This is a genomic window from Enterobacter cloacae complex sp. S3 (assembly GCF_014930495.1).
GTDB lineage: Bacteria > Pseudomonadota > Gammaproteobacteria > Enterobacterales > Enterobacteriaceae > Enterobacter > Enterobacter asburiae_B.
The window spans coordinates 1-12,701 of sequence record NZ_JADBRD010000037.1 but is presented as its reverse complement, the minus strand read 5'-3'; the positions used below and the strand labels follow the sequence as shown (position 1 = coordinate 12,701).

Here is a 12,701-nt window from a genome sequence, read left to right as displayed (position 1 = left end):
TATGACGGGCCTCGTCCGTGAGGCCTGAACATCCCTGTGCGGAGGAATTACTCGTATTTCATTACGAAGGTGGCGTCAGCGTTCGCCTGGCCTGGCTCAGTGGTGGCAGCCGTTGATTTGTAACGTGCGGTGAACTTCAGGGTGTTGGTCCCTTCGATCAGCGTCTGCGCAGCAGAGAAGGTCGCGCCGTCTGGGGTCAGAACGCTGGATTTGCTGTCGAGGATTTCGATACCCACGCCTTTCGCGGTGTTGTCGTTGTTACCAGAAGTCACGGCCAGCAGGGTTTTGTCGGTTGGGTCGATCTGACCGGTGAACGCAACAGCGGCAGTTTTGGCAACCAGCGGATCGCAATCATTCAGTTCAATGTTGAATGGAATATTAGAGGTGGTGTCGCCCACTTTGGTAAATTTCGCGGTGCGATACTGACCCAGATTAACGGTCTGCTCGGAAGAATCAGTATTTACTGAACAAGCCGCATTAACCAGCTCACCTTTAAAATGTACGGTACCGCCATTTACGGAAACCGGCGCAGCAGGATCTGCTGCATTTGCGGCACCTGCAACCAGGGCCAAAGTAGCAATAACAGTAGAAGCAATGTTGCTGAGTTTCATGTCTATTCCTTTAAAATGTAAATAACCCTTCCCGCGAATAATCGGGAATAAGAAATACGTTCAATTGATTAATTGAAAGCTTATTTCGGAGGAGACAAAGTAGCTCAGGACGCGTTTTTTAAATATGTCAAAACGCTGCTATTTCGCCAGGTCACATCCTAATCCCGCCTAAGAAATTGACCATCCCTTAAGAAGGGTTTTTGCGTCTCACTGATAAAAACGCGTAAAGGGTGACTGACAGCGACGCTCGCTTCTGACAAAATACACGCCATCCCCCCTTTCAAACGTTACAGACGGAATCTTCTCTCTGATGGCAGCAAAGATTATTGACGGTAAAACGATTGCGCAGCAGGTGCGCTCTGAGGTCGCGGAAAAAGTGAAGGCGCGTAAAGCTGCCGGAAAACGCGCCCCCGGGCTGGCCGTTGTGCTGGTTGGCAGCAACCCGGCATCGCAGATTTATGTCGGCAGCAAGCGCAAAGCGTGTGAAGAGGTGGGCTTCGTCTCCCGCTCTTACGATTTGCCGGAAACCACCAGCGAAGCAGAGCTGCTGGAACTTATTGACACCCTGAATGCCGATAAAGAAATCGACGGTATTCTGGTTCAGCTGCCGCTGCCGGCGGGTATCGACAACGTGAAGGTGCTGGAGCGTATCGCGCCGGATAAAGACGTGGACGGTTTCCATCCGTACAACGTTGGCCGCCTGTGCCAGCGCGCGCCGCGTCTGCGCCCGTGCACGCCGCGCGGCATTGTGACGCTGCTGGAGCGCTATAACATCGACACCTACGGTCTGAACGCCGTGGTTATCGGTGCCTCCAACATCGTGGGCCGCCCGATGAGCATGGAGCTGCTGCTGGCGGGCTGTACCACCACCGTGACCCACCGCTTCACCAAAAACCTGCGTCACCACGTCGAGAACGCCGATCTGCTGATCGTCGCGGTCGGCAAACCGGGCTTTATTCCGGGCGAGTGGATCAAAGAGGGCGCGATTGTCGTGGACGTCGGGATTAACCGTCTGGAAAACGGCAAAGTGGTCGGCGACGTGGTGTACGAAGATGCCGCCGCGCGCGCGTCTTACATTACCCCCGTACCGGGCGGCGTAGGCCCGATGACCGTAGCAACGCTGATTCAGAATACGCTGCAGGCGTGCGAAGAATATCACGACGTAGAGGACGCGTAAGATGGCGACTTTTTCATTAGGTAAACACCCGCACGTTGAGCTGTGCGATCTGCTGAAGCTGGAAGGCTGGAGCGAAAGCGGCGCGCAGGCGAAAATCGTTATCGCCGACGGGCTGGTAAAAGTCGACGGCGTGGTAGAAACGCGCAAGCGCTGCAAGATTGTCGCGGGTCAGACCGTGAGCTTTGAAGGACAGAGCGTAACCGTTACGGCCTGAGCCGTTTTATGCCCTCACCCTAACCCTCTCCCACAGGGAGAGGGGATATAAAATTCCCTCACAACCATCGCGGTTATTTATCGATCAACTTCAAATAATCACTATTTCATCTGTTGAAACGTGAGAATTCAGTTGCGCGTTTTTCACTCTTTGCCCACGATAAGTAGAACGTTCTACTAAAACGTTCTACTTACAATAACAGCGCCAAAAAAGCGCTACTCGGGGGAAATCAGCATGAGTCTGATATCAGGGTTTGTTAAATCGCTGTCTAAGTTATCGATGATTGGTCGCGCCTTAATGCTGCCAATTTCACTGCTTCCCGCTGCGGGCCTGCTGCTGGCCTTCGGCGATAAGTTCCATCTGCCGCTGATGATGAACGCGGGCGGGGTTATCTTTGATAACCTGCCGATGCTGTTTGCCATTGGCTCCGCCGTGGGTCTGGCGTCAGAATCTGGCATCGCGGCGCTGTCTGCGGCGGTGTCGGTGTTTGTCACGAATATCACCATCAGCACCGTGCTGAGCATCACGCCGGAAATGGCCTCCCAGGGTGGGAAATACGCCATGGTGGTCGGCATCCCGACGCTGCAGATGGGCGTCTTCGGCGGCCTGATCTGCGGTATTCTCGCGGCCTGGTGCTATAACCGCTTCCACACCATGCAGCTGCCGGAGTTCCTGGGCTTCTTCTCCGGCAAGCGCTTCGTGGCCATTGCAACGGCGTTTCTGTCGTTCCTGATGGGGCTGCTGCTGCCGTACGTATGGCAGCATATCCAGGCCGGTATCGACGCGCTCTCCGTGGTGGTTAACGGCGATAATCAGGCGGCGTCGACCTTTATCTTCGGTCTGGTAGAGCGCGCGCTGATCCCGCTCGGCCTGCACCACATCTGGTATCCGTCCTTCTGGTACTCGTTCGGGGATTACACCACTCAGGCAGGACAGGTGATCCACGGCGACCAGACCATCTGGTTCAAGATGCTGGAAGAAGGAGTGAAGTCCTTCAGCAGCGACACCTACCAGAATGCCGGTAAATTCATGCAGGGCGAATTCCCGCTGATGCTGTTCGCGCTGCCCGCCGCGTGCCTGGCGATGTATCACGAAGCCCATACGAAGAATAAGAAAATCGCGGCCGGTATTCTGTTCTCTGCGGCGCTGACCTGCTTCCTGACGGGGATCACCGAACCGGTCGAGTTTACCTTTATCTTCGTGGCGCCGATTCTGTACGTCTTTAACGCCATCATGGCAGGCCTGGCCTACATGACCATGTATCTGCTGCATGCGCATATCGCCAAGTCGTTCTCCGCGGGCTTTATCGACTATCTGTCATTCGGGATCCTGCCGTCCTTTAACGGCTACAAGACCAACTTCCTGAATGCGATTATCATCGGCATTCCAATGGGCCTGATTTATTACTTCACTTTCCGCTTTGTGATCCGTCGTTTCGATGTGAAAACGCCGGGCCGCACTGAAGTGACCGCCAACGCGGATGATAAGTCTGATTCAGAACTCGCGACCGAGATCATCACCCTGCTGGGCGGGGCGCACAACATCGACTCCGTCGGCGCCTGTATCACCCGCCTTCGCCTGGAAGTGGCAAAAAGCGAGGTGGTCGATAAGGATGGCCTGAACGGACTGGGTGCGCGCGGCGTGGTCTTCGTCGGCGACAACGGTATTCAGGTGATTTTCGGTGCCAGAGCACAGTTTATCGCCCAGACCATGTCCACCATGATCGGCAAATAATAAGATGCCTGAACGACGCGTCTCCTGTAGTCTGGGAGACGCATTGTCGTATCTGACTGATAATCGGTGAATTTCAGGGAGCGGTTTTGAAGAAAGTCAGCATTATTGATGTCGCAAAGCACGCGGGCGTATCGGTCTCAACGGTCTCGCTGGTTTTGCGCCAGAAAGGGAAAATCTCAGAGGCAACGATCGAGAAGGTCAACGCTGCCATCAATACGCTGGGCTATGTTCATAACGTTGCCGCTGCCAACCTCCGCGCCAATACGTCCAATCTGATTGGCCTGATCCTCCGCGACTTTAGCGACAGTTTCTCCATCAAGGTGATGGCGAGCATCGTTCAGGATCTTGAAAAACAGGGGTATATGGTTTTTCTCGGCCAGCCCCAGAACGACCATGACCATCTTGAGCGCTGCCTGCTGTCGTTTAAGCAGCAGGGCGTCGCCGGGGTTATCTATCTGGCCTCGGATACCCGCACCTCCACCCTGCCGGAGCAGATTCGCCGCTGCCCGCTGCCGCTGGTGGTGGTTTCTCAGTCGCTGCTGGATGAAAAATGCAATCTGGTGATGCGCGATAACCGTCAGGCGGCAAATCTGGCGGTGCGTTATCTTATCGAGCGCGGCCATCGCAATATCGCCTACATTGGCGGACGTGAAGGCTGCCTCATCCGCGAGCAGCGCCTGCTCGGTTTTCGCAGCGCGATGACGCAGAACGGGCTGGTCTGGCGCGATGAATACTCTCCGGCCTGCAGCGATGACACCCTGGCAGCGGGTTTCGCCACCCGCCAGCTGCTGGAAAAAAACAACACCATCACCGCCCTGCTCTGCCACTCGCCGGATGCCATGATCGGCTCCATCTCCGGTATTCATCAGGTTGGACGAACGGTGGGTAAAGATGTGTTTCTGACGCAGCAGGTCGCGCTGGTCGGTTTCGAAGATATGCTCCACGTTAATCTCACCTCGCCGTCCTTTACTTACGTCTCGTCCGCCAGCGAAGAGACCGGGCGTCAGGCTGCAGGTCTGATTATTCGCACGCTGAAGGAGCCGACGCTGCAAACCCAGCGCATTACGCTTTCCGGACAGCTTATCGCGCGCGAGTCGGCGTAAAAATAAGAATTTGACGCGGGTCTGCCGGCGCGGGATTGCTGCTATATTTCCATGATTTGCCATGGATAATCGCAATGCCTACCGTTATTACACACGCTGCTGTTCCGCTTTGTCTGGGCTTAGGCCTGGGAACCAAAGTGATTCCTCCCCGCCTGCTGTTTGCCGGGATTGTCCTCGCCATGCTGCCGGATGCCGACGTGCTGGCGTTCAAGTTCGGCGTCGCGTACGGCAATGTTTTCGGCCATCGCGGCTTTACCCACTCCCTGCTGTTCGCCTTTGTGGTGCCGATACTCTGCGTGCTGACTGGACGACGGTGGTTCCGGGCCAGCCTGACGCGGTGCTGGCTGTTTTTAACCGTGTCATTGCTGTCGCACAGCCTGCTGGATTCGATTACCACGAGCGGGAAAGGCGTCGGCTGGCTGTGGCCGTGGTCAGATGAACGCTTCTTTGCGCCGTGGCAGGTGATTAAGGTCGCGCCGTTTGCGCTGTCGCGCTACACCACGCCGTACGGGCATCAGGTGATCGTGTCGGAGCTGCTGTGGGTGTGGCTGCCGGGAGTCGTGCTGATGGGGTTGCTGTGGTGGAGAAAACGTGGGCGCTGATGCCCTCACCCCGGCCCTCTCCCACGGGGAGAGGGAGAAAACCTAATAATTCCCTCTCCCTTTGGGAGAGGGTTAGGGTGAGGGGAAAATTACTTACGGCGCCAGGTGGTGCCCTGCGGGCCATCTTCCAGAATGATGCCCATCTCGGTCAGACGGTTACGCGCCGCATCTGCCGCCGCCCAGTCTTTTGCCTGACGCGCTTCCAGACGCGCTTTGATCAACGCTTCAATTTCCGCCACTTCACCGTCGTCCGCCTGCGCACCGCTCTGCAGGAACGCGTCCGGATCCTGCTCCAGCAGGCCAAGCACGGAGGAAAGCTTACGCAGATGGGACGCCAGCGCATTCGCCGCGGCCATATCTTCTGACTTCAGGCGGTTCACTTCGCGCGCCATGTCGAACAGCACGGAGTAGGCTTCCGGGGTGTTGAAGTCGTCGTTCATCACCTCAACAAAGCGGGCTTCGAACGCTTCGCCGCCTGCAGCAGGAACAGACCTGTCGGTACCGCGCAGCGCGGTATACAGGCGCTCCAGCGCCGAGCGCGCCTGTTTCAGGTTCTCTTCGCTGTAGTTCAGCTGGCTGCGATAGTGGCCGGACATCAGGAAGTAGCGCACGGTTTCCGCGTCGTAATACTTCAGCACGTCGCGCACGGTGAAGAAGTTACCCAGCGATTTAGACATCTTCTCGCGGTCAACCATTACCATGCCGGAGTGCATCCAGTAGTTCACGTACTCGCCGCCGTGGGCGCAGGTGGACTGCGCGATTTCGTTTTCGTGGTGCGGGAACATCAGGTCTGAACCGCCGCCGTGGATATCGAAGTGCTTGCCCAGCTGCTTGCAGTTCATCGCGGAACATTCGATGTGCCAGCCCGGACGGCCTTCGCCCCACGGTGATGGCCAGCTTGGCTCGCCCTCTTTGGACATTTTCCACAGCACGAAGTCCATCGGGTTACGCTTCACGTCAACCACGTCAACGCGCGCGCCGGCCTGAAGCTGGTCCAGATCCTGACGGGAAAGCGAACCGTAGGTTGGGTCCGTCGGCACCGAGAACATCACGTCACCGTTGTCCGCAACGTAGGCATGACCGCGTGCGATCAGCTTTTCGGTGATCTCGATGATTTCGTGAATATGGTGGGTCGCGCGCGGCTCGCTGTCCGGGCGCTGAATATTCAGGGCGTCGAAATCTTTGTGCATTTCGACAATCATGCGATCGACCAGCGCAACAAAGCTTTCGCCGTTTTCATTAGCGCGCTTGATGATTTTGTCGTCGATGTCGGTGATATTACGCACGTATTTCAGGGTGTAGCCCAGAAAACGCAGGTAGCGTGACACCACGTCAAAAGCGACAAAGGTACGGCCATGGCCAATGTGACAGAGATCGTAAACCGTAATACCACACACGTACATGCCGACTTCCCCGGCATGGATAGGTTTAAATTCCTCTTTCTGGCGCGTCATTGTATTAAAGATTTTTAACATCGAAGATTCCATGTAAACACGTGTGTGGTTGAAAACCGGCTATTCTACCCGTAATTCAAACCCGAAGCAGCACACAATGCAAGGTGATCGCATCCTGTGGTTATGCTATAACAAGCCCCTATAGATGACCCGAACGCGGGTCGACGTACCACAATAACGGAACAGGATGCAAAAATGGTTACTTTCCACACTAATCATGGCGATATCGTAATCAAAACCTTTGATGACAAAGCGCCTGAAACAGTTAAAAACTTCCTGGACTACTGCCGCGAAGGTTTCTACAACAACACCATTTTCCACCGCGTGATCAACGGCTTTATGATCCAGGGCGGCGGTTTCGAACCTGGCATGAACCAGAAAGAGACCAAAGAAGCGATCAAAAACGAAGCGAACAACGGTCTGAAAAACACCCGCGGTACGCTGGCAATGGCCCGTACTCAGGCTCCGCACTCTGCCACCGCGCAGTTCTTCATCAACGTGGCTGATAACGACTTCCTGAACTTCTCCGGCGAAAGCCTGCAGGGTTGGGGCTACTGCGTATTCGCAGAAGTGGTTGAAGGTATGGACGTGGTTGACAAGATCAAAGCCGTCGCTACTGGCCGCAGCGGTATGCACCAGGACGTTCCTAAAGAAGACGTTGTGATTACAAGCGTGACCGTCAGCGAGTAATTCGTGGCGACACTCTTTATTGCGGATCTGCATCTGCAAACAGAAGAACCGGCGATAACCGCCGGTTTTCTGCGTTTTTTACGCGGTGAAGCGAAAAGCGCCGATGCGCTGTACATCCTGGGCGACCTCTTTGAAGCCTGGATTGGCGACGACGACCCTAACCCGCTGCACCGTGAAATGGCCGCCGCCATTCACGCGCTCGTGGATTCCGGCGTCCCCTGCTACTTCATTCATGGCAACCGTGATTTCCTGATCGGCAAGCGCTACGCCCGCGAAAGCGGCATGACGCTGCTGCCGGAAGAACAGGTGCTCGACCTTTATGGCCGCAGGGTTCTGATCATGCACGGCGACACGCTCTGCACCGACGATACCGGCTACCTGGCGTTTCGCGCCAAAGTCCACACCCCGTGGATCCAAAAGGTGTTCCTTGCGCTGCCGCTGTTTATCCGCAACCGTATCGCCGCCAGAATGCGCGCGGGCAGTAAAGCCTCCAACAGCAGCAAATCCATGACCATCATGGACGTGAACCCGCAGGCCGTGGTGAGCGTGATGGAAAAGCATGGCGTTCAGTGGTTGATCCACGGTCATACCCATCGTCCTGACGTCCATTCCCTTATCGCCAACGGCGAACCGGCCCATCGCGTGGTATTAGGTGCCTGGCACACCGAAGGTTCCATGGTCAAAGTCACGCCAGAGGGCGTGGAGCCGATCGCCTTTCCGTTTTAACCCCTCGCACCATCATTCTATTTTTTTGAACAATATCGGCAAATTGTTTCGATTTTAATCAGCCCGTGGGCGGCCTATTATTTATCACATCAGGGCAACACGCCCTATCCCAGATAAAACACTTAAGGAATACGACCATGAAATCCATCAAAACTTTCGTTGCAGCTGCCGCTCTTTCCCTGGTTTCTTTCGGTTCTTTCGCTCAAAGCGTGAGCGCAACCGCCTCTACCCTTGACCGCGCAGAAGCGAAAATTGCCGCGCAGGCCGCCGAGCAGAATGCCTCTTATAAAATCACGAGCGCGAAGGTCAACAACCGCGTGTACATGACCGCAGAACTGACTAAATAAAAACCCTGATTGCCGTGCCGCCAGCGAAGACGTGCGACAGCGACAATACGATGAGGAAGGAACAGAGAATGAAAAACATCAGCATCGTAAGTACCCTGCTGCTGGCAGTCGTGGTGTCCACTGGCGCACAGGCCGCGGAGAATCGCTTCTCCGTGCCAAAATCGGGCTCGAATGCCGACACCAGCATGGTGAATCATATCGATGTCAGCCGCGCGTTCGACAACGAGAACCTGTCCGCAGGGGATCTTCAGTAACATCATATAAAAGACCGCCATCGTGCGGTCTTTTTTGTTATCGCTTTCTCGCCATAACTGCTCGCCTTTTAACCGCGCAACCGTTTTCCTTGCCCGTATAACATGCTATTCTCTGTGCCCTCGAAAGCAGTGTGTTTCGCACCACAGGAGTTTTAAGACGCATGTCTTCCCGCAATAATCCGGCGCGTGTCGCCATCGTGATGGGGTCCAAAAGCGACTGGGCTACCATGCAGTTCGCCGCCGAAATCTTTGAAATCCTGAATGTTCCGCACCACGTTGAAGTGGTCTCCGCGCACCGTACACCGGACAAACTGTTCAGCTTCGCCGAAAGCGCCGAAGAGAACGGTTATGAGGTGATCGTTGCCGGCGCGGGCGGCGCAGCACATCTGCCAGGCATGATTGCCGCTAAAACCCTGGTGCCGGTACTGGGCGTTCCGGTCCAAAGCGCCGCGTTAAGCGGTGTGGATAGCCTCTACTCAATCGTCCAGATGCCGCGCGGTATTCCTGTCGGCACGCTGGCGATTGGTAAAGCGGGTGCTGCCAATGCCGCCCTGCTGGCGGCGCAAATTCTTGCGACGCACGATAAAGCATTACACCAGCGTCTGGCGGAGTGGCGTAAAGCCCAGACAGACGAGGTGCTGGACAATCCGGACCCGCGGGGTGCGGCATGAAGCAGGTTTGCGTCCTCGGTAACGGCCAGCTAGGCCGCATGCTGCGTCAGGCCGGTGAGCCGCTGGGTATTGCCGTCTGGCCCGTCGGGCTGGACGCCGAACCGGAAGCCGTACCGTTCCACCAGAGCGTGATCACCGCCGAGATCGAACGCTGGCCAGAAACGGCTCTGACCCGCGAGCTGGCGCGTCATAACGCCTTCGTTAACCGCGACGTGTTCCCGATCATCGCCGACCGTCTGACGCAAAAGCAGCTGTTCGACAAGCTCGGTCTGCCGACCGCGCCGTGGCAGCTCCTGTCCGATAAAAGCGAGTGGAATGACGTTTTCGCGATGCTGGGCGAGCTGGCAATCGTGAAGCGCCGCGTGGGCGGCTATGACGGCCGCGGCCAGTGGCGCCTGCGTGCAGATGAAACGGCAGAACTGCCGGACGATTGCTACGGCGAGTGCATCGTTGAGCAGGGCATCAACTTCAGCGGTGAAGTGTCGCTGGTTGGCGCGCGCGGGCAAGACGGGCATACCGTCTTTTATCCGCTGACGCATAACCTGCATCAGGACGGCATTCTGCGCACCAGCGTCGCCTTCCCGCACGCCAATGCTGACCAGCAGGCGCAGGCGGAAGATATGCTCTCTGCCATCATGCACGAACTCGGGTATGTGGGCGTCATGGCGATGGAGTGCTTTATCACCCCGTCCGGTCTGCTGATCAACGAACTTGCGCCGCGCGTGCACAATAGCGGCCACTGGACGCAAAACGGCGCGTCCATCAGCCAGTTCGAGCTGCACCTGCGCGCGATTACGGACCTGCCGCTGCCGCAGCCGGTGGTGAACAGCCCGTCGGTGATGATCAACCTGATCGGCACCGATCTGAACTACGACTGGCTGAAGCTGCCGCTCGTGCATCTGCACTGGTATGACAAAGAGGTACGCGCGGGTCGTAAGGTCGGTCACCTGAACCTGAACGACAGCGACACGGGCCGCCTGAGCGCCACCCTGGAAGCGATGATCCCGCTCCTGCCGCCGGAATATGCGAGCGGCATTGTCTGGGCACAGTCTAAGCTCAAGTAAGACATCTGCGCCGGGGAGTTGATCTTCCCCTTCCCCGGCGTACAATCCCCGCCCATTGCTGCTGAGTTTTCTTCTGGAACAACCATGAACGATGGAACGGACTATCGCGCGATCCTCGCGTTTGATACCCCTTTAATCGACGTTCGCGCGCCGATCGAATTTGCCCAGGGCGCGATGCCTGCGGCGATCAACCTGCCCTTAATGAACGACGACGAGCGCGCCGCCGTCGGTACCTGCTATAAACGCCAGGGCCCCGAGGCCGCGCTGGCGCTCGGCCATCAGCTGGTGAGCGGCGAGACGCGTGAGGCACGCATTAACGCCTGGCGGGAAGCCAGCCTTACCCATCCTGAGGGCTTTCTCTGCTGCGCGCGCGGCGGCCAGCGCTCGCATATCTCGCAGGCCTGGCTGAAAGAGGCGGGCGTTGACTACCCGCTGATCCGCGGCGGCTATAAGGCTCTGCGTCAGACGGCGATTCAGGTGACTATCGAGCAGTCGCAAAAGCCGATGGTGCTTATTGGCGGCTGCACCGGAAACGGCAAAACCCTGCTGGTGAAGCAGCACGCGCAGGGTATCGATCTGGAAGGGCTGGCGCACCATCGCGGTTCGTCGTTTGGCCGCACGCTCACGCCGCAGCTTTCCCAGGCCAGCTTTGAAAACCACCTTGCGGTTGAGCTCCTGAAAAAAAACGCCGCGCGCTGGGTGCTGGAAGACGAGGGCCGGATGATTGGCTCCAACCACCTGCCGGAGTGCCTGCGCGACCGCATGGCTGAAGCCCCTATCGTTGTCGTCGAAGACCCGTTTGACGTCCGCCTTGAGCGCCTGCGCGAAGAGTATTTCGACCATATGTGGGCAGACTTTTCTGCCGCATACGGCGAGGAAGCGGGCTGGAAAGAATACAGCGAGTATCTGCACCACGGCCTGTTTGCCATTCGCCGCCGTCTGGGGCTGCAGCGGTATGCAGAATTCACCGCGCTGTTAGATTCCGCGCTGCTGGAACAGCAACGCTCCGGCAGCACTGACGCGCACTTCAGCTGGCTTGCGCCGCTGCTGAAGGATTATTACGACCCGATGTACGGCTATCAGCTGGAGAAAAAGGCGGAGAAGATTGTGTATCGCGGGACGTACGAAGAGATTGCTGAGTGGCTTGATCGCTGAAAAATAAAGCCGGGTGGCGAGGTAAAAGCAAAACGGCAACCTGGGTTGCCGTTTTTAATGTTTATTCCCTCTCCCCGTGGGAGAGGGTCAGGGTGAGGGCATCAGGGCGCACCCAACAAGACGACTTAGAAGTCGTAACGCAGACGCACCAGGTTCATGTCGCCCAGGTTGTCGGTGCTGGAGGTGAACACGTGTTCGTAATCCACGCGGAAACCGTAATCCAGCTGGAAGCTGATACCCACGCCGTTGTCGATGCGCTGGTAGTTACGGCCGTTCACGTACTCAATACGGTCGCCCATGAAGTAAGGCTGGATGGATTTAACCGCGTACTGGCCGACCGGGAACTTGTAGCCCGCAAAGTATTCAATACCCCATGCATCACCCGCAAAGTAGTCGTTAACCGACACTTTTTTGGTGGTCATGAAGTTCTGGTACCAGCCGCCGCCTGCGGAGAAGGTCCAGTTGTCCGGGGTCCAGCTCAGCGCGGTACCGAGAATGTTCTGGTCGTAGGTTTTGCTGTCGCCGTTGTCCGGGTTACGCATGTCCGCGCGGGTGTAGTTCCACGCCGCGCCCCAGGTCAGGTCGGTAGTCAGGTGGTAATCCAGACCCAGCGAGCCGCCGCCTTTACGCTTGTAGCGCAGGCCGTTGCCCGGCAGGTATTCGCTGTCTTCAAACAGGTAAGATGCGTAGATGTCGGCATCGCCCACGGTTTTCTTATATTTCAGCATCTGGCGTGAACGGTAAGAACCGTCGTAATCGCCGTTGATCCCGTTACCTGGAGCCTGACCAATCATGTCGTTGTACACAGACATTAAAGTTGTCTCCTTTAACATGAAAAAGACTTTAAAGTTGTCTACTTCTTCAGATAGACCTACTTAACAGGATACTAAGTAGGTCAT

At 56.6% G+C, this 12,701-nt stretch carries 14 protein-coding genes and 1 pseudogene; 12 read left to right on the top strand and 3 right to left on the bottom strand.

What is annotated here, in order from left to right:
• Nucleotides 1–47: 47 nt before the first annotated feature.
• Nucleotides 48–611, bottom strand: coding sequence for a type 1 fimbrial major subunit FimA (gene fimA / locus IM317_RS19735; protein ID WP_023310641.1), 564 nt, complete (start codon nt 609–611; stop codon nt 48–50).
• 310 nt (nt 612–921) lie between these two features.
• Between fimA and folD the strand changes: the two genes are divergently transcribed.
• From folD to IM317_RS19710, 5 genes are all read left to right on the top strand, one after another.
• Nucleotides 922–1,788: a bifunctional methylenetetrahydrofolate dehydrogenase/methenyltetrahydrofolate cyclohydrolase FolD gene (folD, locus tag IM317_RS19730; RefSeq protein ID WP_008499332.1), complete on the top strand. Its 867-nt coding sequence runs from the start codon at nt 922–924 to the stop codon at nt 1,786–1,788.
• 1 nt (nt 1,789) lies between these two features.
• A complete protein-coding gene (ybcJ, locus tag IM317_RS19725) occupies nt 1,790–2,002 on the top strand; it encodes a ribosome-associated protein YbcJ (protein WP_023334767.1) in 213 nt (70 codons plus the stop codon).
• Nucleotides 2,003–2,236: 234 nt separating this feature from the next.
• Complete coding sequence (locus IM317_RS19720; protein ID WP_029741054.1) at nt 2,237–3,736, top strand: PTS transporter subunit EIIC; 1,500 nt, start codon at nt 2,237–2,239, stop codon at nt 3,734–3,736.
• An 86-nt stretch (nt 3,737–3,822) separates the two neighbouring features.
• On the top strand, nt 3,823–4,839 hold the full coding sequence (gene malI / locus IM317_RS19715; protein ID WP_023310638.1) for a Mal regulon transcriptional regulator MalI: 1,017 nt from the start codon (nt 3,823–3,825) through the stop codon (nt 4,837–4,839).
• A 74-nt stretch (nt 4,840–4,913) separates the two neighbouring features.
• The gene (locus tag IM317_RS19710) at nt 4,914–5,441 is read left to right on the top strand and encodes a metal-dependent hydrolase (RefSeq protein WP_033144823.1); all 528 of its coding nucleotides are present in this window, start codon (nt 4,914–4,916) and stop codon (nt 5,439–5,441) included.
• A gap of 89 nt (nt 5,442–5,530) precedes the next feature.
• Here the strand turns inward: IM317_RS19710 and cysS are convergent, their stop codons facing one another.
• Nucleotides 5,531–6,916 (bottom strand): cysteine--tRNA ligase, encoded by a 1,386-nt coding sequence (gene cysS / locus IM317_RS19705; protein WP_029741052.1) that lies wholly within the window; start codon nt 6,914–6,916, stop codon nt 5,531–5,533.
• Between the two features lie 174 nt (nt 6,917–7,090).
• On the opposite strand from cysS, the gene ppiB reads away from it, so the two are divergent.
• The 7 genes from ppiB (at nt 7,091) to mnmH (ending at nt 11,802) form a co-directional block, all read left to right on the top strand.
• Complete coding sequence (gene ppiB / locus IM317_RS19700) at nt 7,091–7,585, top strand: peptidylprolyl isomerase B (protein WP_023310635.1); 495 nt, start codon at nt 7,091–7,093, stop codon at nt 7,583–7,585.
• A 3-nt stretch (nt 7,586–7,588) separates the two neighbouring features.
• Entirely contained in the window at nt 7,589–8,311 is a 723-nt protein-coding gene (gene lpxH, locus IM317_RS19695; RefSeq protein ID WP_033144822.1) for a UDP-2,3-diacylglucosamine diphosphatase, read from the top strand.
• A gap of 137 nt (nt 8,312–8,448) precedes the next feature.
• The gene (locus IM317_RS19690; RefSeq protein WP_033144821.1) at nt 8,449–8,658 is read left to right on the top strand and encodes a YdgH/BhsA/McbA-like domain containing protein; all 210 of its coding nucleotides are present in this window, start codon (nt 8,449–8,451) and stop codon (nt 8,656–8,658) included.
• A gap of 68 nt (nt 8,659–8,726) precedes the next feature.
• Complete coding sequence (locus IM317_RS19685) at nt 8,727–8,912, top strand: hypothetical protein (RefSeq protein WP_029741050.1); 186 nt, start codon at nt 8,727–8,729, stop codon at nt 8,910–8,912.
• 161 nt (nt 8,913–9,073) lie between these two features.
• The gene (gene purE, locus IM317_RS19680; RefSeq protein WP_023310631.1) at nt 9,074–9,583 is read left to right on the top strand and encodes a 5-(carboxyamino)imidazole ribonucleotide mutase; all 510 of its coding nucleotides are present in this window, start codon (nt 9,074–9,076) and stop codon (nt 9,581–9,583) included.
• Nucleotides 9,580–10,647 (top strand): 5-(carboxyamino)imidazole ribonucleotide synthase, encoded by a 1,068-nt coding sequence (gene purK, locus IM317_RS19675; protein ID WP_033144820.1) that lies wholly within the window; start codon nt 9,580–9,582, stop codon nt 10,645–10,647. Before purE ends, purK begins: the two co-directional genes overlap by 4 nt.
• Before the next feature lie 84 nt (nt 10,648–10,731).
• Nucleotides 10,732–11,802, top strand: coding sequence for a tRNA 2-selenouridine(34) synthase MnmH (mnmH, locus tag IM317_RS19670; RefSeq protein WP_033144819.1), 1,071 nt, complete (start codon nt 10,732–10,734; stop codon nt 11,800–11,802).
• Between the two features lie 125 nt (nt 11,803–11,927).
• On the opposite strand, the pseudogene IM317_RS19665 reads toward mnmH, so the two are convergent.
• Nucleotides 11,928–12,599, bottom strand: a pseudogene (locus IM317_RS19665) (autotransporter domain-containing protein); the annotation flags it as partial.
• Nucleotides 12,600–12,701: the final 102 nt, after the last annotated feature.